The sequence below is a fragment of the Novosphingobium sp. RL4 genome (genome assembly GCF_035658495.1).
Classification (GTDB): domain Bacteria; phylum Pseudomonadota; class Alphaproteobacteria; order Sphingomonadales; family Sphingomonadaceae; genus Novosphingobium.
This window is the reverse complement of the sequence record NZ_CP141945.1, coordinates 1,187,496-1,208,623: the sequence shown is the minus strand read 5'-3', so window position 1 is coordinate 1,208,623 and position 21,128 is coordinate 1,187,496. Positions and strand designations below refer to the sequence as shown.

The window sequence follows — 21,128 nt, the reverse complement described above, 5'->3', positions numbered from 1 at the left end:
ACAACCGGAGAGGATCGAACCATGGCCCAATTCCCGGATACCATTCATTTCACCGGGCTCAACACGCCCATCGGCATCGAGTGGTCGGCCCGCAATCTCGACGTGATCGGCGAAATTCCCGCTGACATCGATGGCGCCTTCTTCCGCGCCGTGCCGGACCCCGCCCATGCGCCGTTGTTCGGCGATGACATCGCGCTTTCGGGCGACGGCATGATCGGGAAATTCACCATCCGGGACGGCAAGGTCGATTATGCGATACGTTATGTCGAAACTGCCCGCTACAAGGCCGAAAAGGCCGCGCGCCGTGCGCTCTTCGGCCAGTACCGCAATCCCTTCACCGATACGCCCGAGGCAGCCGGTATCGACCGCACCGTCGCCAATACCACGCCGGTCTGGCACGCGGGCCGTCTGTTCATGACCAAGGAGGACGGCCTCGCTTACGAGGTCGATCCCGAAACCCTCGAAACCCGTGGACGCTGGGACTATTATGGCGCGCTGAAGTCCGAAACCTTCACCGCGCACCCCCGCCTCGATCCCGAAACCGGCGAACTGTTCTTCTTCGGCTACGAAGCCGGCGGCCTGTGCAGCACCGATGTCGCCTATTGCATCGCCGATCGGGACGGCAAACTCGTTTCCGAACAGTGGTTCCAGCAGCCCTACTGCTCCACCATCCACGACTTCGCCATAACCGAGCGCCATGCGGTGTTCCCGATCTTCCCGACCACCGCCGACCTCGATCGCCTCAGGGCCGGAGGCCCGCACTGGGCGCACCGGCAGGATCTGGAAAGCTGGGTCGCCATCATGCCGCGCTACGGCAAGGTGGACGAAATGCGCTGGTTCAAGGGCCCCAAGGGCGTTTCCGCATTCCACCTCGTGAACGCTTTCGACGATGGCGATCTGGTCCATCTCGACATCTGCCTGACCGATACCAATGCCTTCGCCTTCATGCGCGAGGCGGGCGGCGTGCACCGCGCCCACCACGAAATCCAGGGCGGACTCACCCGCTGGACCTTCGACCTGACAAAGCCCGGAGACACGTTCGAATCCCGCGTGATCGGCCCTCCCGGAGACATGCCCCGCTTGCGGGATGCCGATCAGGGACGCCCCTATCGCTCGGCCTGGTACCTGACCGTCAATCCGCAAGGCGGGCCGCCGCTGCCGGGCGGGCCGGTCGGCGTCGCCTTCAACATGATGCTGCGGATAGAGCCCGGCAACGGCAGGGTCGATGCGATGCCGCTCGGCCCCGAAATGGCGATAAACGAACCGGTGCACGTTCCTGCGAGCGCGCCGGGCAAGGACGGCTGGCTGCTGACCGTGGTGGACCGCCGGACCGGGCCGGACAGCTTCGCCTCCGAACTCTGGATCATCGATGGCGCAGACATCGCGAAAGGCCCGGTTGCCCGCGTGCCCATGCCGGTGCCGATGCGGGCTCAGGTCCATGGCGCCTGGGTTTCGGCAGAGCAACTCGCCCAAGGCAAACCGAGTTGACATGTTTATAACGATCGTTACTATTTTGACTGGCAGCACCGCTCGATACCGGCGAATCTGCCGCATCTGAACGGCCCACCAAAGCGGCCGACAACGAAAACAAAGCCCGATCGGGAGAAGCCGGGCTGCGGCCAAGGGGACGCGGCGCGCCGCAGTCTGGCGTCCATCCCGAGGGCGAGAGGGGAGAATGGAACTATGCCACGCGCCAGTACCGGTTCTTACAGGTGCGGGACGACCTGGGCCGCACTTGCCGCAGGCCTGGTCGCCACCGCTGCGATCCCGCCCCTCGCCCACGCACAGACGGCAAGAACAGGGCCGGCCGGCAGCGACGCGGCCGTGGTATCAACGCCCGAGATCATCGTCACCGCCCAGTTCCGCGCGCAGCGTCTTCAGGACACCCCGATCGCGATCACGGCAACGACCGGGGCAGAACTCGCCGCCAAGAACGTGGCAAGCGTCACCGACCTCACGGCGGTTGCACCCAACGTCAACCTTTCAGCGGCAACCGGGCTAAACGGCAGCGCGGTTCAGGCTTTCATCCGGGGCATCGGCCAAAGCGATTCCAGTTTCGCGCTGGAGCCCGGCGTCGGCATCTATATCGACGATGTCTATTACGGCACGACTTTCGGCGCGATCCTGGACCTCAACGATCTGGACCGGGTGGAAGTGCTGCGCGGCCCGCAAGGCACCCTCTCGGGCAAGAATTCGATCGGCGGCTCGGTCAAGCTGTTCAGCCGCAAGCCGGATGAACAGGGCGGCGGTTTCGTGGAAGCCACGACCGGCAGCTTCGGGCGCATAGACCTTCGCGGCAGTGCCGGCTTCACCATCGCCGACGGCTTCTATGCGCGTATCTCCGGCGTATCGCGGCACACCGACGGATATCTAGACCTGCTCGACTATGGCTGCGTCTTTCCGAACTCCGGAATCCCCGCAACCAGTTCGGGCGGCAATTGCAAGACCGGCACCGAAGGCGGGATCGACGTGCAGGGCACTCGGCTCGCCCTGCGCTACGCGCCGGAAGGTTCGCCGATCGAAGTGAACCTGGTGGGAGACTATGCCCTCAACAAGTCCGAGCAGGTGGCCACCAAGCTGCTTTATGCAAACAATCCGGGGGTGCGCAGTTACGTGGCCGACGATCCGGCCGGCGGTATCCCGTTCGACAGCCGGTTCCTGACCGGCGCCCATTCCTATTCGAGTTATGCCAATTACGCTGCAGGCGGCAACTACACCACCGCATTCGGCACCAGTTACCAGGTAGAACCCGGCAGCTTCGACACCAGCCCCGACAGTTCCGCCAGGAGCTGGGGTATCGCCGGAACTCTCGACTGGCAGCTTTCCGACGATCTCAGCCTCAAGTCGATCACCGCATACCGCAAGGCCACCGGCCAGACCGGCATCGACCTCGACGGGTCGCCGCTATCGATCCTCGTGCAGGAGTTCGACTACGAGCACCGCCAGTTCACGCAGGAACTGCGCCTGTCGGGCCGCGTCGGCTCACTCGTCGATTTCACTGTCGGCGGGTACTACTACGATGCCGACGACCGGATCTCGGGCCGCGTGCTGATCCCCAGCGTCCTGTTCAATTTCCTGGAAAACGACCCGGTGACCAACCGCAGCATATCGGCCTTCGCGCATAGCGAGTTCCACCTGACACCCGATCTCAACGTGATCGGCGGCATTCGCTACACCGATGACAGGAAGACATACGAATTCCACCGCAGCAACATCGACGGGTCGCTTCCAAGCGGCGCGTTCCTGACAGAGAACTTCCTGCTGGTCGGCCTCGACGGCAAGGTCGGTTCGTTCAAGGGGAACCGGATCGATTACCGCCTCGGCGTGAACTACCGCTTCGGCCCGGCGCTGATGGCCTATGCGCAGGTCGCGACCGGCTACAAGGGCGGCGGCATCAATCCGCGCCCCTATACGCCGGACCAGATCGTCTCCTTCAAGCCAGAAACCCTTACCGCCTACGAAGCCGGCTTCAAGTCTGACCTCCTCGGCCGCCGTATCCGCTTCAACGGAACCGCATTCTACAATGACTACAAAGACATCCAGATCAACCGCTTCGTCTGTCCGGAAAGCGTCAGCACCACCTGCTCGCAACCGGCCAATGCGGGAGATGCCAGGGTCTGGGGCGTGGAAGCCGAACTTTTCGCCCAGCCGGTGGACGGACTGACCATCGACGGTTCGGTAGGCTACCTCCATTTCCGGTACACCCGCGTCGATGCCACCACGCTGGTCGAGAAGGACTTCAAGGCGCCGTTCAACCCTTCGTGGCAGGCCAGCGCGGGCATCCAGTACGAGGCCGCCCTCGGGATCGGCTCGCTGACCCCAAGGCTCGACTGGAACTACCAGTCTTCGTTCTACTTCAACTCGGTCAACAATGCCTACAACCTGGTGGCGGCCCGCAGCCTGTTCAACCTGAGGCTGACTTACGAATCTCCGGACAGGGGCTGGCAGCTCGCCACCGGTATCACCAACCTGTTCGACAGGTTCTACTACACCGGAAAGAGCGAGAACGTCTCTAACTACGGGGTCAATTCCGGCGCCGTCGGCCGCCCGCGCGAGTGGTTTCTCTCGCTGCGCCGCACGTTCTGACGTCGAGGCCGGGTGATGCGGATAATCTACCATGCAAGCCGCTGGATCTTCGGACTCTGGTACCTGTTTTCCGGCGCCGAATACTTCACGCCGTTTGACCTCCAACCGCTCGGCAATACGCCGCTGGGGCAGGAGTTCACACTGGCCCTGATCCACAGCGGGCTCTTTGCCTGGATCAAGGTGATCGAGATCGCTATCGCCGTTCTCGTTCTGGCGGACCGGATGATGCCGCTGGTCGCCGTGGCAGCCGTGCCGCTGACGGCGGTGATCGCCTACTGGAACTTCGCGCTGGAATGGGGCGCGATCGAGGCGATCTTCGGCACCCTGACCGTGGTGTTCAACGCTGTCCTGCTCTGGCCGTACCGGGCCTATTACCTGCCCGCGATCACAGCCTGGCGCGGCAGGCGGGATTTCGGCGCGAGCCTGGCACCGTCCGGGATTGACACGATAACATCCGTTAACGTCTAATCAGATCAAACGGCGCCATGCGAAACGATGCGCGCCACAGAAGAGGATCGGAAGAATGACACCCGAAGGCGTGCAACTGCGGCATCCCGACAAGCTCTATATCGGCGGCTCCTGGGTCGAGCCTTCCACCGGGGGACAGATCGAGATCGTCTCACCGAACAGCGAGGACGTCGTCGCCGTGGTGGCCGAGGCGGTAGCGGCCGACATGGACCGCGCCGTAGCCGCGGCGCGCGATGCGTTCGACAACGGCCCCTGGCCGCAGCTTTCCCCGGCCGAGCGCGGCCGGATGGTCGCCCGCTGGGCCGACGAACTGGCGAAGCGCGAACCCGAACTCTGCCGCGCATGGACGGCGCAAGTCGGCGGACTTTCCAGCTTCGCCCCGATCATGCACGGCGGCGCGACGGCAACCGTCAGGTTCATCGCCTCGCTTGGTGAAAGTTTCGAGTTCGTCACGCGGCGCCCCAGCATGCAGGTCGATACCGCGATCGTGGCGCAGGAACCGGTTGGCGTGGCCGTGGCCATCGCGCCGTGGAACGCGCCATACGGCATCCTTTCAAGCAAGGTCGCCTACGCGCTCGTTGCCGGATGCACGGTGGTGATGAAGCCCTCCCCCGAAACGCCGCTGGAGGCCTATATCATGGCCGAAGCCGCCGAAGCCGCCGGCATTCCGGCCGGCGTGATAAATCTGGTCTGCGGCGACCGGGAAGCATCGGACCATCTCGTGAACAATCCCGGCGTCGACAAGGTGAGCTTCACCGGTTCGACCGTTGCGGGCAGGCGCATCGGCGAAGTCTGTGCGGGTCGTGTCGCTCGCTGCACGCTGGAACTGGGCGGAAAATCGGCCGCCATCGTGCGCGACGATTTTCCCATAGAGGCCGCCGCCGCAATCCTGGGCAACACGATCACGGTGATGAGCGGGCAGGTCTGCGCCATGCTCAGCCGCGCCATCGTTCCCCGCCACCGCCATGACGAACTGGCGGAGGCCATCGCCCGTGTCATGCAGGGCGTGAAGATCGGCGGCAGCGATGCGCCCGATACACAGCTCGGCCCGCTCGCGATGAAACGCCAGCTCGAACGCGTCGAAAGCTATGTCGAACTCGGCCGCGAAGGCGCGGATCTCGTCACGGGCGGACAGCGCCCCACGTCGATGAACAAGGGCTATTTCTTCGAGCCCACGCTTTTCGCCAATGTCGATAACACCAGCCGGATCGCGCAGGAGGAAATCTTTGGACCGGTGCTGTGCCTGATCCCCGCCGAAGACGAGGAACACGCCATTCAATTGGCCAATGACAGCAGCTTCGGCCTCAATGGCTCGGTTCTCACCGGCGATGTGGATGCTGCCTATCGGATCAGCCGCAGGATTCGCGCAGGCGGGTTCGGGCAGAACGGCATGAGGCTGGAATTCGGGCTGCCGTTCGGCGGCTTCAAGCAGTCCGGCATTGGCCGCGAAGGTGGTGTCGAAGGCCTCCACTCATTCCTCGAAACCAAGACGATCCTGCTCGACGGGATGCCGTCGCGGCTTTGAAAAGCCGGGGCGCTGCTCGCGGCGAACGCTACCGGCTTGGAGCCGAGCTCCTTATATCGACCGAACGCGCCGCACGCTGAACCGCGAAAGGACCTTCAGGTCAGCGCATAGTAGCGCAGAAGATTGCCGTCGGCCCGGCGCTCGCCCACGCCGATGAACACATGCCTGGTCAGCCAGTCGTGCTTGCCGATCGGGCATTCGAACGAAGGGTTGCCGCGAAGATAGTATTCCTGCTGTTCGACCGGCTGCCCGCCCTCGAAGGCCCAGTCCCTCAGCCGTTGCATTGTGCCGGGCTTGCGGCCCCAAAGGAATCCGCGGTTGTTGAGAAGGATCAAGGTGCCGTCATCTTCCTCCAACATGTAGCGCGCATCGAATACGGCCACGTCATCGGGCCGGAAATAGGCATAGTCACCGCCCGATCCCGGCACCGCCTTGCCCTTCAGGAGCGGTCCTTCGAACGTTCCGCCGTCGACGTAGACAGCGCTTCGGTTTCCGCCCATCGGCGTATTGGCGATCATCTGCACGCGCGGGAACGTGAGGCGCACTTCCATCGCGAATTCGAGGCGCGGGTTGTCGATGGTGGAAAACGGGCCTTCACTCATCTTGGACTCTTCCTTTCATCCGATTTCCAGGGCGCCGCCATCCACGAAGAGATTGGCGGCAGTGATGAAACTCGCTTCCCGGGAAGCCAGGAAGAGGACAGCGGCGGCCACTTCCTCGGGCCGGCCCATTCGCTTCATCGGCACGGCCGCGATCATCTGCTCGCGCAGGACGTCCACCGCCGCTGCGCTCATGCCGGGATTGCGGTGAAGCAGCGGGGTTTCCACCGGCCCCGGGCTGACCATGTTGACGCGAATGCCGCGCGAAACATACTCCCCGGCAAATTGACGCATGGCGAGCGCCAAGCCGGCCTTCGCCGCTCCATATGCGACATTGCCGGGCACGAAGGCATGGCCGCCGATCGACCCGGTGACGACGATCGCCCCGCCATCGCCCATCAGCCGAACCGCCTTCTGCATGGCGAAGACGCAACCGCGCAAGTTGATGGCATGGACCTGATCCCAATACTCGTGCGAGAGTTCTTCGATAAGCGCGAAACCGCCCACGCCCGCGTTGACGACAAGCACGTCGATCCTCTCGTCTGCCGCGGCGATTTCCTCGTAAAACAGCTCCATCGCCGCCAGATCGGAAATATCGACGCTGCTGCCACGCGCGCCCCGGATTCCGGAGGCGGCGGCCTCTATCGTTGCCCGGTCCCGGCCGGTGAGGCGAACCGCGCCGCCCTCCCTTGCGAAAGCTTGGGCGCAGGCCAGGCCGATGCCGCTGTTGCCACCCAGGACGACAACCCTGCTGCCCGCGAACCGCATCGCTCTCTCCATCGTCAAAAAGGTCCGATCGGATTGGGGCTCGTTTCGGGCACGTCCTGAACGACATCCCAATGTTCGACTATCATTCCGCCCGCGAGGCGGAAGATGTCGATCACGGCCCATCCGCGATCCTCCGGCCAGCGCCGGACGTGATAGTGGACGATCACGTGATCCCCATCTGCGAACATGCGCTTCACGTCGTGTACGGCTGCGGGTGTCCGGGCGCGAATATCGCGCAGCAGCGCCTTCAGCGGTTCGCGCCCCTGCCCAGCGCCCTGATTGTGCTGGATATAGTCAGGGGCGATGAAGCGATCGACGGCATCGGCGTCAAGCGCGTTGAGCACTTCGTCGAACAGGGCCGCGACATGACGCAGGTTCGCTTCCTCCCCGGCCGATCTGACGTTCATGCCGCAGCCTCCGCCATGCCCACTCCCCCGTTAGCCGCCCGCTTCAGCGCGCGCCACATCGTAACGATCGTTATTTACTTATGCAAGCAGATGCGAGACGATGTCCGCATTTGTGGAGAGATCAATGACCCGCGACGACTACGAGAGATATGCGGCCGCCTTCAACGCGAGGGATTACGATGCAGTCTATGATTTCTACGCGCCCGGTGCCCGGCTCGCCTTCTTCGGAGTCGAACTTTCATCGCGCGAGGCGTTCAAGCGCTTCTACGATTTCCTGCACGGTTATGTCGACGAGACCCTTACGATAGAGCGCTTTGCCGCGAGCGAAGACCTCGTCGCCCTCGAAGGCGTGATCCGCATCGCGGCGCACCGGGATCTCGATGCCGAAACGCTGAAGGCGAACGGGTTGCTCCAGTTCTTCCCGATCCGTGCCGGCGAAGTCCAGGAACTGCGGCAGTTCATCCATTACCATGTCGACCAGGGCCATTTCACGAGGGTGCAATGCGCGCTGATTCCCTGATGCCCGTCACGTGCCACGAACACGGCAATTGTCGCGCGGTCAGCCGATTGCCGGGCAAAGACCGTTTCAAGGAGGCGAACGGCGAGGCTGTAGGCGCCCTCTTCCCCAGTAACAAACGTGATTATCTTGACAGATATCGCACCCCTTGCGCTAAATCCCGTCAATGCGCGAAACCAGACAATCGAACGAGATCGACAACGAGTCCGAAACCACGGCGGCGATGCCGGTGAGCACGCGTTCGGAAACCCTCCACCGGCTTCTCAAGCTCTCGAACCGGCTCATGGCGCCGTTCTCGGTCAATCTGGAACACCAGTACAAGATCAGCCTGAACGAGTTTCGCCTGCTGATGCTGATCGGCCGTTTCCCCCAATCGGCGAGCCATGAACTGGCGGAAATGACAGGCGTCAATGCGATGAGCGTATCCCGCGCGGTTTCGGCGCTGGAGCGCCACGGCCGCGTTCTCGTCGTTCGCGACGAGGAAAACCGGCGCCGCAAACGGCTGACCCTTACCCCGGAGGGCGAACGTCTCTACCGGATCATGCGCCCGCAGACCGAAAGAGTGGCGGACTACCTGTTATCGGCGCTTCACCCGCACGAAGTCGCCATGTTCGATCATATTCTCACCACCTTGATCGATACGCTTGAAGCCACGGACGAAGAAGGCCGCTCGCTGTTCCTCGAACGCACGAGGCCCGACGACGCTGAAGCCTAGGCTTCGTGGACGGACTTGCCTGATGGCGTGACTCATAATAACACTCGTTACTATGAGTCACGCCATCAGTCTTGAACCGCGCGGTTCCCGCGCATGAACTCAACTTCCGCGACATCCGCGCATGAAGAAGCGCGAGGGCCAAGTCTGGGTTTCGGGATTGCCCTCGGCTTCCTCTCCGCGCTCGGCCCTTTTGCGATAGACCTCTATCTTCCCGCCATGCCCGCAATGGCAGGCGCCCTCAGCGCAAGCGATTCCGGGGTGCAACGAACGCTCTCGGCATTCTTCCTCGGCCTGGCAGTGGCGCAGATACCGATCGGCTCGCTCGGCGATCGGTTCGGACGGCGCGCGCCGCTGATGGGCGGGCTCTGTATCTTCGTCGCCGCCTCGGTCGCCTGCGCCTTCGCCGCCACGCTCGAACAACTGGTCCTGTTGCGCTTTCTTCAGGGCATGGGAGCCTGCGCCGGTACGTCCAGCGCGCGCGCCATCATTCGCGACCTCCATCGCGGACACCATGCCGCCCGGCTGATGGCCTTCACGTTCCTTATCATCGGTATTTCGCCGATGCTCGCCCCATTGCTGGGAAGCACATTGCTCCATCTCGTTTCATGGCGAGGACTGTTCGGCGTGCTCGCCGCCGCCGGCATGGTTGCCGCAGGCTGCGTCATGCTCTTCCTCCCCGAAACCTTGCCGCCGGCCCTGCGTACGACGGACTGGCGCGCCCTGCCCCATGTCCATGCCCGCCTGCTGCGGACCCCGCGCTTCGTCGGCTGGGCCATCGTCGCAGGGCTCGCGACCACGATCCCCTTTGCCTTCGTGACCGCCGCGCCGTTCATCTATTCAGGGATCTACAAACTCGATCCCATGTGGTTCAGCCTTCTGCTCGCACTCAATGCCTGCATGTCGATCATCGCGACACAAGCCGCGCCGCACTTGCTCAAACGGTTCGGCGCCGTTCGCCTGGCCGGCAGCGCTGGCGCCATCGCACTTAGCGCAACGGCACTGGTGGCCATCACCGGATCCGACGGCATCCCGCTACCGCTGTTTCAGGCTTATTCGATATTGCTGTTCATGGTTGCCGGTCTGATCCTGACCCCGGCGGCGACCAGCGCCCTCGATTCCGTGCGGAGCGGCATCGGTGCCGCAGCCGGGCTGCTCGGCACCATCCAGCTCGCGGTAACAGCCCTTGCGAGCGCCGCTGTCACGTTGTGGCCTCCCGTTTCCCTGCTTCCGCTGACCTTGGTGCTGGCAACGGGATTCACTGCGATGATCGTGATCGTTGCCTTGCTCGGCCGCTTGCGGCCGGAGGAAGAATCCAGCGCCGCCTAGATCGTAAACTCATAAACGGCACCATCGAGGGTTGAGGCAAAATGGCTCACCGCGAGGAGGGAGGGCAGCTCCCGGTCCACCGGGATGGACCTCAAGGAATACTTCCGCGAAACCGAAGCGGACGGCCTTCGCAGCGTGCGCAAGTCGCAGCGCGAAAGCTGCGCTGGTTCCGGCGTCTGCGCTGGTACCAGAAGCCGACGATCCCCATGGTCAACGGATGGAGCTTCGGCGGTGGCTTCTTCCCGCTTTTCGGCTGCGACCTGGCGATATGCGCGGAAGTGGCGAAGATGTTGCTCGGCAAGAACCCGGCGGCGCTCAAGTTCGCCAAGGGCGCGGTGCGCCGTGTGGGCACTCTCACTTACGATGAAGCGGAAGACTACCTTATGCGCATGCAGGAGGCCTGCAGTTTTCACGATACCAGCCAAGGCCCCAAGGAAGGCATCCGCCAGTTTATCGACGGAAAGAGCTACAAGCCCGGCCTTGGCCGCCTATGACAAGTCGAGGACCGGCGAAAATGCCTGAAACTTGAACAAGAGGGACATTGCCATTTTGCGGCGCCCCTCTTGTTCAATGGAAGAACTTCATCTCAGCCGGAGATCAACGCATCCAGCGCGATCACACCCTTTCCTTCCGGCAGAACCAGAACGGGATTGAGATCGAGTTCCCCGATCCCGGGCGTACCGCGAACCAGCACGGCAAGCGTTTCCACCATACCCGCCAGCGCATCGACATCGGCTATGGGCGCGCCGCGAAAGCCCTGGAGCAACGGCGCCATCCGCAGGGAAAGAATCCGGGTCTTGATCTCGGCGCGCGAAAGGTCAGGCGGCAGCAGCACGGCGTCATGAAGCAATTCGGCAGCAACGCCGCCGAACCCAACGAGGATCACGGCGCCCCAGTCCGGATCGCGGCGAGCACCGACAATCATTTCTACACCGCGCGGCGCCATGGCCTCTACCAGGATGCCATCAAGGACAAGACCCGGCCGCGCTGCCTGCACGTCGGCCTCCATCTTGCCCCATGCGGCAGCCAGTGCCCCCGCATCGGCGATCCCGATCGCAACGCCGCCCGCATCGCTCTTGTGGCTGAGCGCTGCGGCCTGCGCCTTGAGAACGACCGGATATCCGATGCCGGCGGCAATCTCCTGCGCGGCTTCAAGGGAACCTGCCAGCGCGCCTCTCGAAAAGGTCAAGCCGTGCGGTGCCAGCAATTGCTTCGCACGATATTCGGGAATGGTTTCGCCCGCCGCCGGCGCGGCGATCGAAATCGCCGTCCTTTCAGTCAGGCCCGAAGAGTGCGCGCCATACCACGCGAGGCAGGCCAGCGCCTTGAGCGCACGCTCGGGCGTAGGGAAATAGGGTGAGCCAAGCGCCCGAATGGCAGCCACATCGTCGCCCAGAACACCGCCGCCTTCATCCACACCGGCAACGATCAGCGGCTTGCGCCCGCCGAGCTCCGCAATCGCTTTCGCCACTGCGGAGAATTTGACGTGCGAGGTATGCGTGTCGGTCTGGATCAACGGAACGAGGATGGTTTCGATCCGCCGCTCCTCGCCCAGGGCGGCAATCGTCCGGTTGTAAAGCGTGGGATCGACCAGGCCCTGCGCCGTGATGTCGAGCGGATTGCTCACCGGCACGAAGGAAGGCAAAGCCTCGCGCAAAGCGGCGCTGTCGGCATCGGTAAGCTTGGGCAGTTCCAGTCCGAGCGCCTCGGCGCCATCCAGCATCATCGCTTTCAAGGCGCCGGATTCAGAAATGATGCCCACGCTTCCCGAAGGTAGCGACGGACAACGAATCGCAATCTCGGTCACGTCTCCAAGCACTTCCAGCCCATCGACCAGGATCACGCCCGCATGCTCGACCAGGGTCCGCATCACTGCATGATCGCCCGCCATCGCGCCAGTGTGCGTCGCCGCGCTTTCCCGCCCGGCTTCGCTGGAGCCCGGATGAAGAAGCACGACAAGCTTGCCCCGCTCCCGCGCTGCCCGCGCCGCCGCCAGAAACGCGGCAGGTTTGCGGAATTGCTCGACGATCATGGCGATAACGCCGATGGCCGGATCTTCGGCGAGATGCGCGACGTAGTCCTCTACCCCGCTCGCCGCTTCGTTGCCGGTAGAGATGTAGCAGGAAAGCGGCACCTCCCGGGCGATCATGGTCGTGGCGAGCACCGCGGCCATGGCGCCAGACTGCGAAACGATGCCGACCTTGCGGTCCCCTCTCGCCCGTGCCTCCGGCAATTCTACGAAAGTCAGCGCGACATTGGCATCGAAATTGACGAGGCCGAGGCAGTTCGGCCCCTCGATCACCATCCCTGAATCGCGGGCGATCCGAGCCAGTTCCTCCTGCCGGGCAAGTCCTTCAGGCCCGCCTTCGGCAAACCCCGCCGAAAAGATCACGGCTGCTCCACATCGCCGCTGCGCCAGTTCGCGCACGGCATCGAGGACGGCAGCCTGGGGGATTGCCAGAACAGCCACGTCCACGTCTTCCGGCAACGCGGCGACATCCGGCACGCAGCGCCTTCCGCCTATTTCCTCCCGCTTGGGATTGACGAGGTGGATCTCCCCCGAGAACCCCCTGTCGACGAGGTTCTTCAGAACGGAAGCACCCAGCGCTCCGGGCCGGTCGGACGCACCGACGATGGCAACGCTGCGTGGATTGAGAAGCCGTTCCATGGCCGCCCGTTCGAGCGGTTCGAGCACAGCGGTACCTTGCGCAGACATCCTTGATCTCCCGGCCTGACGATCCTCGATCCGGTCATCGCCGGACTTGCGCGGTTTGTATCGCAGGCATACAATATGCGCAAGTCGCGTGGTTCGTCAGGCTACCCGTTCCTGTTGGCGCAGGCGCTGCAGCAGCGACAGCAGCGTGCTTCGCTCGGCGGCACTGAGCGGTCCAAAGAATTTCCGCTCATGCCTTTCGAACACAAGGTCGATCTCGGTCGCGAGAGTTCGGCCTACTTCTGTCAGTTCAAGGGAATGTGCACGCGGATCGGCGCTGGGCGCGCGGCGCACGGCCCCGCGACCTTCCAGGATATCGACAATCTTCATCGCGCTCGACCGGTTCACGTTAAGCGCCTCTCCCAGCGCGGTCTGGGTGCATCCCGGATTGGCGCGGACCAGCAGCAGGGCCGAGGCGCGCGCCGGCGTGATATCCAGCGGTTCAAGCGCCTGCCTTGCGGATTCGTGAGCAACGGACTGCAGCATCTGGATCTGGAATCCGATCTGCCCGGAAAGCTCTTCCCCCTCGTTCATGACCTCTCCTCAGCCGCTGGCTCGATGCCTTGTTTTCTATGTATCCCAAGCGTACAAACTCATGCATGCCATTGCAAGGCGCGCATCGACTCCGCCAGCGAGGGACAAGAAGCCCCGGCCGGGACGATGCCAACCAAGGAGAGTGATCGTGAAAACCGATTTCAAGCTGCTGGTCAACGGTGAACTGATCGACGGCGTTTCCACATTCGATGTCGTCAATCCGGCTACCGAGGACGTCTTCGCCCAGTGCCCGCGCGCTGACGAGGCTATCCTGAACCGGGCCGTATCCGCCGCCAAGGCTGCGCTTCCGGGATGGTCCGCTCTCTCCGCCGATGAACGCGCCGGCTATATCAACCGCCTGGCAGACGCGATGGAGGCCCGCATCGAGGACTTTGCCCGCCTGCTCACGGCGGAACAGGGCAAGCCGCTGGATCAGGCCACTTACGAGATCGGCGGAAGCATCTACACGCTGCGCGCCTTTGCGGCGATGCGCCTTCCCGAACAGACCCTTCGCAATGAAAACGGCAGTACCGTGGTGGAGCATCGCACGCCGCTGGGGGTCTGCGCCTCGATCACGCCGTGGAATTTCCCGGTGATCCTGCTGGCGAACAAGCTTGGCCCCTGCCTTGTCATGGGGAACACGATGGTTTCCAAACCGGCGCCGACAACGCCGCTCACCACGCTTCTGCTGGCCGAACTCGCGGCGGACATCCTGCCTGCCGGCGTATTCAACGTGATCTGCGACCAGAATGAGCTCGGCCCGCTGATCACCGCACATCCCGACATCGCCAAGGTGGCCTTCACCGGATCGACCGCGACCGGGAAGAAAGTCATGGCCTCCGCGGCGCAAAACGTGAAGCGCGTGACGCTGGAACTGGGCGGCAACGACGCTGCCATCGTGCTGGACGACGTGCCGGCCCGGATCGCCGCACAGAAAGTCTATGCAGGCGCCATGGCCAACGCCGGCCAGATCTGCGTCGCCATCAAGCGCGCCTATGTGCCCAGCGCGATGTACGAGGAATTCTGCGACGAAATCGCCAAGCTCGCCGATCAGGCCGTGCTCGACGACGGCACCAAGCAAGGCTCTACCATCGGACCGATCCAGAACCGGATGCAGTTCGAGAAAGTTCGCGACCTGATCGAGGATGCCAAGCAGCGCGGCCGGGTCGTTGCGGGCGGCGACGTGCCGGACCGGAAGGGCTTCTTCATCCCTCCCACGGTGATCGCCGATCTCGACGACGATGCACCGCTGGTGCGCGAAGAGCAGTTCGGCCCGGTGCTGCCGGTACTGAAGTACGACGATATCGAGGACGTGATCGCCCGCGCCAACGATTCCCCCTATGGCCTGGGCGGCACCGTCTGGGGCGCCGACCAGCTTCGCGCGATGGACGTGGCGCGCCGGATCGACGCGGGCACCGTCTGGGTAAACCAGCACCTTGCGATCGACCCGAACATTCCATTCCGGGGCGCCAAGCAGTCCGGGCTCGGCACGGAGCACGGGCTGGCCGGGCTCATGGAATATACGCAGGCGCACATCGTAAGCGCGGTGCCGCTGGAACTCGAACAGGCCTGAACCGGCGGGAGGGGCGCCCCGCTGCAGGCGCCCCTCCCTTGCAAGACTACTCCGGCGAAATCCGCAGCACCGGCTTGATCACGCGGCCGCTCTCGCTGGCCTCGATTGCTTCGTTGATCTGCTCGAAATCGAAATGGCCGATGAGCCTGTCGAACGGGAAGCGACCTTCCCGGTAGTATTCCATCAGTTCCGGCAGGAAACCGGTGAGATCGCTGTCGCCGCCGAGTATCCCCATCACGGTGCGTCCTCCGCCCATCAACGCGGCCTCATTGAACACCACCTCGTCCGCCGGGTCCGAAGCGCCGACGACACCGACCACACCTTTCGGCGCAAGCAATGAAAATGCCAGCTGGATCAGCCTGTTCACCCCCGTCGTATCGAAAGCATAGCCCAGCCCGCTCGGACAGAGTTCGCGAATGCGCGCGGCCACGTCATCCCGGCCATTGATGACGTGGGTGGCCCCAAGCTCGCGGGCCATGCCAAGGCGCTGGTCATGAAGGTCCACGGCGATGATCGGATCGGCCCCGGCGATCTTCGCCGCCATGATCGCGGCCATGCCGACCGTACCGGCACCCCAGACCGCAATCGGCAGTCCTGCACGAACCTTCATCGCTCGCAGCACCGCCCCTGCGCCGGTCATCAGCCCGCAGCCAAGCGGTGCAAGTACGTCCAGCCCCACGCCGTCCATCGTCTCCGGCACTTTCACCACGTTGCGTTCATGCGCGATGGCGTGGGTCGCGAAGGCGGACTGACCGAAGAAATTGGCATTCATCCGCTCTGCGCCCAGAAACACGGTGGCGCTGCCATCCGGGCGGGCGCCGGACCAGTTGTAGGGAAAGAATTCGTAGCAGTAGGTCGGCGCATCGATGGCACAGCTCGGGCAATGGCCGCAGCTGTTGAAGCTCATGATGACACGGTCGCCCGGTCTGGCCACCGTCACCCCGCTGCCTACCGCTTCGACCACGCCTGCCCCCTCGTGCCCCAGCACCACCGGGAGCGGCACGGGGAGCTGTGCGTCGCGCACGGCCATGTCAGTATGGCACACCCCGCAAGCGACGACACGCACGCGCAGTTCGTCATCCCGCAACGCGTCCAGTTCCACATCCTCGATCGTGAAAGGCGCGGTGTTGCCGCGGCAGATCGCCGCGCGGGCTCCAGTCGTCATGATCGTTCCATCTCCTTGCCTTCAGGCCCCCGGAAGCCGGGGTTAGCACATATCTTAATTTCACGAATGCGAATCTATACACATTCATGAAATCATGCCACGCTTTGCCGCATGGGAGGATGTGCCGCATGACCATCGAGACAACACACGTAGGAAGCCTGCCCCGCGGTGACGAGTTGACGCCGCTGCTACTCTCCCGCGACAAGGGTGAGCCTTACGATGCAGCCGAATTCGACCGGCTCGTGCAGGCTGCCGTGAACGATGCGGTGCGCCGCCAGGTCGACAGCGGCGTTTCCATCCTCAGCGACGGCGAACTGGGCAAGGTGGGCTATTCCACCTACATGATCGAGCGCCTCGAAGGGTTCGGCGGTCATATCGAGCGCAGGGCCGCCGCCGACCTTGCCGAACACCCCGATCTCGCGCGCAAGCTCTCGGCGATGATGGGCAGTCAGGAATTCACCCGCGCCTCCTGCATCGGTCCGGTGCGGCTGCGGACACTCAAGCCGTTGCACGCGGATATCCGCCGGTTCCGTCACGCACTGGACCTCCACGGGAACGGTGCGCGCGGTTTTCTCAACGCGGCCTCGCCGGGCCTCATCACCGCTTTTCAGGTCAATCGGCATTACCCCAGCCACGAGGCCTATCTTGCCGACCTCGTCGATGCGATGCGCCCCGAGTACGAGGCAATCGTCGCCGCCGGGTTCGATCTCCAGCTCGATTGCCCCGACCTCGCGATGTCGCGCCATACCGGTTATCAGGATCAGGATGAGGCGACCTTCCTGCGCACCGCCGCCGCCAATGTCGAAGCGCTCAACGCCGCCACTGCGAACATCGCGCCGGAGCGGATGCGCATGCACGTCTGCTGGGGCAATTACGAAGGCCCGCACGACCACGATATCGCGCTGGAAAAGGTGATCGACACGGTGATCGCGGCCCGCCCTGCCACCGTGCTTTTCGAAGCCGCGAACCCCCGGCATGAACACGAATGGACGGTATGGCGCGATGCCCGGCTGCCCGACACCAAGATCCTCGCGCCAGGCCTGATCGATACCTGCTCCAACTATGTCGAGCATCCGGAACTGATCGCCCAGAGGATAGAGCGCTTTGCCGCTTTCCTGGGCAAGGACCGCGTGATCGCGAGCACGGACTGCGGCTTTGGCACTTTTGCAGGTTACGGCAAGATCGACCCCGGCGTGACCTGGAAGAAGCTGCGCGCCCTGCGCGCAGGTGCCGATCTCGCGGAAGCGCGCCTGTGAGCCATGCGCTTTCGCCCGGCGCCATTCGCGCCATCGAGCACGATTGCGCGCGCCTTATCGCCCGCTATGCCAATCGCAACGATGCCGCCGACTGGGAAGCCGTAGCCGCGCTCTATGCACCCGATGGCCGCATGGCCCGTCCCACCGCGCCCAATGACTGGACCGCCGGGCGCGAGGCCATCCTCGCCGCATTCCGCGCCCGCCCGGCACGCACCACCCGCCATGTCTGCTCGAACGTCGAAATCACGGTGGTTGACGGAAACACGGCGCTGGGCGAGAGCGCAATGCTGCTCTTCACCGGTGACGGTCCGCCGAAAGTCGGCTCGTTCCTCGACAGGTTCGTGCGCACGGAAGAAGGCTGGCGATTCGCGGAACGACGCGGATTGCTCACGTTCTGAGGGAATTATGGCGACAGGGGCAACATCGGGAAGCGGCGGCACGGCATCGACGGTGAAGTCCGCCATGCGTACGCTGGACATCATCGAATATGTCGTCGCGCATTCCGAAGGCGTCGTCGCGCAGGATATCGCGCAGGCCCTCGCCATTCCCGTCAGCAGCCTGTCCTACCTCCTCGCCACCCTGGTCGAACGCGATTACCTCTCGCGATCGGGGCGCCTCTATCAGCCGGGCGCCGGGCTGGATCGGCTGCGCGCCGCGCCGCAGCGCCTGCCGCTTATCGAAAGGGTGCGGCCACTGGTCCGTTCCCTGCGCGTGCGCTCCAACGAGACTTCGTCCTACTTCGTCCAGCGCGACTGGCAGATGGAAGCAGTCATCACCGAAACCGCCGAGCACACCTTGCGCTACTCGATCGGCGTCGGAACCCGCACGCCGATGCACTGCCTGGCCTCGGGGAAGGCCATGCTCGCCGCCCTCGGCCCCGCCGCGCTGGATCGCTATTTCGAGGAGGCCCCGCGCGAGCGCTACACCGAAAGCACCGTGGTGGACGAAAGCGCGCTTCGCCGCGAGCTGGACCAGGCGCGCGAATCCGGCATCGCCATCACTCGCGAGGAATATACCCCTGGCATCTGCGGCATCGGGAAGATCCTGATGCTGGACGGGGAGCCGGTCGGCTCCCTCTCGGTCGCCATCCCCACCGTTCGCTACGATGCCCGGGTGGAGGCGGCAGCCTGCGCGCTGCTGGAGGCGATCGTTTCCGGTTTCAGCCGCTGAAGCGAAAAGGGCCGCCGGTTTCCCGGCGGCCCTTCAACTTTTCGCGGAATCCCGGATCAGGCAACAGCCTTGGTGCGCCAGCCTTCGGCATAGGAATCCCGGGCCACTTCCGAATAGGGCACGGATGCTACCATCGCACGGATTTCGGTCTGGACGTGGCGTTCCACCGTGGGTTTGCGCGTTCCGCCATCAGGTTCCCCCCAGAGCAGGACGACTTCGGTGCCCGGCTCCGCCACGGATTCGTCCACCATCGCCAGCGAGAGGAAACGCCCCTCGTTCTGGGTGTAGCCGATCCAGGTCGAAAGGCCGACCTGCTTGCCGTCTACCAGCACCGCGTCATAGGGATGCATGGCGTAGACCGCGCTCGGATAGTCCATGTACTTGGCACGGTCGCCGCCCTTGGTCAGCATCGAGCTCTGTACGCGCATCACATCCTCGTTGTTGAGGGCCAGCGTCACCTTGCGGCGCTTGGGCGCGTCCTTCATCTTCTCCAGTGCTTCGCGGCCGATGAAGTCATGGTCGAACTTGACCATGATGCCGTAACCCAGTTCCCAGGGGTTGAGGTAGTAGTCCTCGATATTGTCGGACACGAAGCTGCCGCCGATCGAGGTCATCCCTTCATAGGATCTCGCCGAGAGCCATTCCCGATATTTGCGCAGCGATTCCCCACTGTAGATGGCGGGCAGCGGCGAGGGAATCCAGCCTGATTCCAGCGTGTTGGAACTGTAGGTCCGCCCGCCCGAGGGGAGCAGGCCGAAATCCTTGCCCGCTTCCAGCAGGGCATTCCGGACGGTGTCATAGTCTTTCCACGGACCGAACAACTCGTAACCGGGCTGGCCCGCCATGCCGTGACGCAAGGCGCGCACTTCGGCGCCGGCGATCGTGATCGGCGCCATGTGGAAGAACTTGAGATCGGGGGGCGTGATCCCCATCGCGCGTTCCAGCACCTTCATGGCGTTAGGCCCCTGAAGCTGGAAACGGTAGTTGCGGCGGTAGCCCTGCTGATCGAGCGGACGGGCGGCGGTGCGGTCATCCCGTTCGACCTTCACATCCCATTTGCCGGAGGCTGCGTGGAATTCCACCCACTCGATCGTGGGTGCGCGGCCCACCAGTTCGAAGGTTTCTTCAGCGAGATAGAACAGGATCACGTCGCCGATCACGTAGCCTTCCGGGGTCACCGGCGCGAACTGCTTGGCGCGGTTGGGCACGAAGCCCTTGAAGCTGTTCGGGGCCAGATAGGACAGCATTTCAAAGGCCTGTGGGCCGGTGACCAAGAGGTCGACCATGTGGAAGCTCTGGTTGAACAGGATCGCCGTTTCGGCCCAGGCACGTTGTTCGTCGCGCCAGTTCGAGTATTCACCCGGAACGCCGGGATAGACGTTGGGTCCGGTCTGCTGGTTGCGCAGGAAATCGACGATGTCTCCCTTTTCGTCGATCAGTTGCTGGAGCGATTTTTCGGTCATTCCATCATGCCTTTCAGGTAGTTTATGCTTTGTTTTGAATTGTTAACGCCGGCTGGAGAGCCAGCCATCCGCGCAGTGCGGCGTTGAAGGCATCGGGCCGTTCCGCCGGGGCCATGTGTCCGGCATCGGCCACGATCGTCAGCGGAGCACCGCCGAGTGCCTCGGCGATCTCGCGGTGCTGATCGACCGGGGACCATGCGTCGCTGTCCCCGACCATCAGCGAAACCGGGCATTCCAGGGCCGCCAGAACGGCCCCCACCTCAGGCCGATGGAGCAGCGCCTCGATCTGCGCCTCGAACACAAGCTGACCAGAACCCATGCACATCGCACGCAGAGACGCATAGAAACCGAGATCACCGCGCCGCGAAGGGCCGATCATCGGCGGCAGCCACGCATCGACGAGCGCCCCGAAGCCTTCCCGCCGTCCAAGGTCGCGAAGGGCGTATCGCTTTTCCTTTTCGCCGGGCCGCACCGGGTGGATTCCCGTATCCGCAAGCGCCAGTCGCGTGACCCGCTCGGGCGCCTTGCGGCAGACCTCCAGCGCAACCCGCGCGCCCATCGAATGGCCCAGCAGCGCGCAGCGGCCGGGCATGCGGGCAAGGGCGTAATCCGCCATCGCCTCGATGCTGTCTGCCCCGCCGTAGAATCCGTTCACGGTCATGCTGGCAGGAAAGGCGGAAAGCTGGCCGCCGAACATGCGGCCATCGCAGAGCAGCCCCGGCAGGATCACCAGCGGCGTCTTTTCGGATTCGGAGAATGAATTCGCATCCATGAATTTTCATCTATACGAAATGATCTGGGCACGCTAGAGCGAATCCAACGAGAGGAAGTGGGGAGAACGAA

General features: G+C 63.7%; 19 protein-coding genes and 1 pseudogene. 12 read left to right on the top strand and 8 right to left on the bottom strand.

Annotated elements, in window-relative coordinates; all coding sequences use genetic code 11:
* Positions 1 to 21: 21 nt before the first annotated feature.
* The 4 genes from U9J33_RS22360 to U9J33_RS22345 all read left to right on the top strand — a co-directional run bounded on the left by U9J33_RS22360 (position 22) and on the right by U9J33_RS22345 (position 6,079).
* Positions 22 to 1,488 (top strand): carotenoid oxygenase family protein, encoded by a 1,467-nt coding sequence (locus tag U9J33_RS22360; RefSeq protein ID WP_324699199.1) that lies wholly within the window; start codon positions 22 to 24, stop codon positions 1,486 to 1,488.
* Between the two features lie 195 nt (positions 1,489 to 1,683).
* Complete coding sequence (locus U9J33_RS22355) at positions 1,684 to 4,086, top strand: TonB-dependent receptor (RefSeq protein WP_054438017.1); 2,403 nt, start codon at positions 1,684 to 1,686, stop codon at positions 4,084 to 4,086.
* A 15-nt stretch (positions 4,087 to 4,101) separates the two neighbouring features.
* On the top strand, positions 4,102 to 4,554 hold the full coding sequence (locus tag U9J33_RS22350) for a hypothetical protein (protein WP_185999265.1): 453 nt from the start codon (positions 4,102 to 4,104) through the stop codon (positions 4,552 to 4,554).
* Between the two features lie 55 nt (positions 4,555 to 4,609).
* Positions 4,610 to 6,079 carry an aldehyde dehydrogenase gene (locus U9J33_RS22345; RefSeq protein ID WP_324699198.1) on the top strand — a complete coding sequence of 490 codons (1,470 nt, stop codon included), beginning with the start codon at positions 4,610 to 4,612 and terminating at the stop codon, positions 6,077 to 6,079.
* 95 nt (positions 6,080 to 6,174) lie between these two features.
* On the opposite strand, the gene U9J33_RS22340 is transcribed toward U9J33_RS22345, so the two are convergent.
* From U9J33_RS22340 to U9J33_RS22330, 3 genes are read right to left on the bottom strand one after another with little or no spacing between them, the layout of a single operon-like run.
* A complete protein-coding gene (locus U9J33_RS22340; protein ID WP_054438018.1) occupies positions 6,175 to 6,681 on the bottom strand; it encodes a DUF3237 domain-containing protein in 507 nt (168 codons plus the stop codon).
* A 15-nt stretch (positions 6,682 to 6,696) separates the two neighbouring features.
* A complete protein-coding gene (locus U9J33_RS22335) occupies positions 6,697 to 7,446 on the bottom strand; it encodes an SDR family NAD(P)-dependent oxidoreductase (RefSeq protein WP_324699196.1) in 750 nt (249 codons plus the stop codon).
* Between the two features lie 14 nt (positions 7,447 to 7,460).
* A complete protein-coding gene (locus tag U9J33_RS22330; RefSeq protein WP_324699195.1) occupies positions 7,461 to 7,853 on the bottom strand; it encodes a nuclear transport factor 2 family protein in 393 nt (130 codons plus the stop codon).
* Between the two features lie 124 nt (positions 7,854 to 7,977).
* Here U9J33_RS22330 and U9J33_RS22325 point away from each other — a divergent pair, with 124 nt between their 5' ends.
* From U9J33_RS22325 to U9J33_RS22310, 4 genes and pseudogenes are all read left to right on the top strand, one after another.
* A complete protein-coding gene (locus tag U9J33_RS22325) occupies positions 7,978 to 8,373 on the top strand; it encodes a nuclear transport factor 2 family protein (protein WP_054438022.1) in 396 nt (131 codons plus the stop codon).
* Between the two features lie 163 nt (positions 8,374 to 8,536).
* Positions 8,537 to 9,085 carry a MarR family winged helix-turn-helix transcriptional regulator gene (locus U9J33_RS22320; protein WP_054438023.1) on the top strand — a complete coding sequence of 183 codons (549 nt, stop codon included), beginning with the start codon at positions 8,537 to 8,539 and terminating at the stop codon, positions 9,083 to 9,085.
* 93 nt (positions 9,086 to 9,178) lie between these two features.
* Positions 9,179 to 10,411: a multidrug effflux MFS transporter gene (locus U9J33_RS22315; RefSeq protein ID WP_324699194.1), complete on the top strand. Its 1,233-nt coding sequence runs from the start codon at positions 9,179 to 9,181 to the stop codon at positions 10,409 to 10,411.
* Between the two features lie 60 nt (positions 10,412 to 10,471).
* A pseudogene (locus U9J33_RS22310) lies at positions 10,472 to 10,905 on the top strand (enoyl-CoA hydratase-related protein); the annotation flags it as partial.
* A 92-nt stretch (positions 10,906 to 10,997) separates the two neighbouring features.
* Here the strand turns inward: U9J33_RS22310 and U9J33_RS22305 are convergent.
* Together U9J33_RS22305 and U9J33_RS22300 are read right to left on the bottom strand one after the other, a co-directional pair.
* Positions 10,998 to 13,127 (bottom strand): acetate--CoA ligase family protein, encoded by a 2,130-nt coding sequence (locus U9J33_RS22305; RefSeq protein WP_324699192.1) that lies wholly within the window; start codon positions 13,125 to 13,127, stop codon positions 10,998 to 11,000.
* Positions 13,128 to 13,223: 96 nt separating this feature from the next.
* Positions 13,224 to 13,658: a MarR family winged helix-turn-helix transcriptional regulator gene (locus tag U9J33_RS22300; protein ID WP_324699191.1), complete on the bottom strand. Its 435-nt coding sequence runs from the start codon at positions 13,656 to 13,658 to the stop codon at positions 13,224 to 13,226.
* 148 nt (positions 13,659 to 13,806) lie between these two features.
* Here U9J33_RS22300 and U9J33_RS22295 point away from each other — a divergent pair, with 148 nt between their 5' ends.
* A complete protein-coding gene (locus U9J33_RS22295) occupies positions 13,807 to 15,231 on the top strand; it encodes an aldehyde dehydrogenase family protein (RefSeq protein WP_324699189.1) in 1,425 nt (474 codons plus the stop codon).
* A 46-nt stretch (positions 15,232 to 15,277) separates the two neighbouring features.
* Here U9J33_RS22295 and U9J33_RS22290 read toward each other — a convergent pair whose 3' ends face one another.
* Positions 15,278 to 16,396, bottom strand: coding sequence for an NAD(P)-dependent alcohol dehydrogenase (locus U9J33_RS22290; protein ID WP_324699188.1), 1,119 nt, complete (start codon positions 16,394 to 16,396; stop codon positions 15,278 to 15,280).
* A gap of 128 nt (positions 16,397 to 16,524) precedes the next feature.
* Between U9J33_RS22290 and U9J33_RS22285 the strand changes: the two genes are divergently transcribed.
* From U9J33_RS22285 to U9J33_RS22275, 3 genes are read left to right on the top strand one after another with little or no spacing between them, the layout of a single operon-like run.
* Positions 16,525 to 17,652 (top strand): cobalamin-independent methionine synthase II family protein, encoded by a 1,128-nt coding sequence (locus U9J33_RS22285; protein WP_324699187.1) that lies wholly within the window; start codon positions 16,525 to 16,527, stop codon positions 17,650 to 17,652.
* Positions 17,649 to 18,050, top strand: a complete 402-nt coding sequence (locus tag U9J33_RS22280) for a nuclear transport factor 2 family protein (RefSeq protein ID WP_185999256.1) — start codon at positions 17,649 to 17,651, stop codon at positions 18,048 to 18,050. The genes U9J33_RS22285 and U9J33_RS22280 overlap by 4 nt, the downstream gene beginning before the upstream one ends.
* 7 nt (positions 18,051 to 18,057) lie before the next feature.
* Complete coding sequence (locus tag U9J33_RS22275; protein WP_054438037.1) at positions 18,058 to 18,822, top strand: IclR family transcriptional regulator; 765 nt, start codon at positions 18,058 to 18,060, stop codon at positions 18,820 to 18,822.
* Positions 18,823 to 18,878: 56 nt separating this feature from the next.
* Here the strand turns inward: U9J33_RS22275 and desA are convergent, their stop codons facing one another.
* Both desA and U9J33_RS22265 read right to left on the bottom strand, forming a co-directional pair.
* On the bottom strand, positions 18,879 to 20,285 hold the full coding sequence (gene desA / locus U9J33_RS22270) for a syringate O-demethylase (protein ID WP_324699186.1): 1,407 nt from the start codon (positions 20,283 to 20,285) through the stop codon (positions 18,879 to 18,881).
* A gap of 22 nt (positions 20,286 to 20,307) precedes the next feature.
* Positions 20,308 to 21,057, bottom strand: coding sequence for an alpha/beta hydrolase (locus U9J33_RS22265; protein WP_324699185.1), 750 nt, complete (start codon positions 21,055 to 21,057; stop codon positions 20,308 to 20,310).
* Between the last annotated feature and the right edge of the window lie 71 nt (positions 21,058 to 21,128).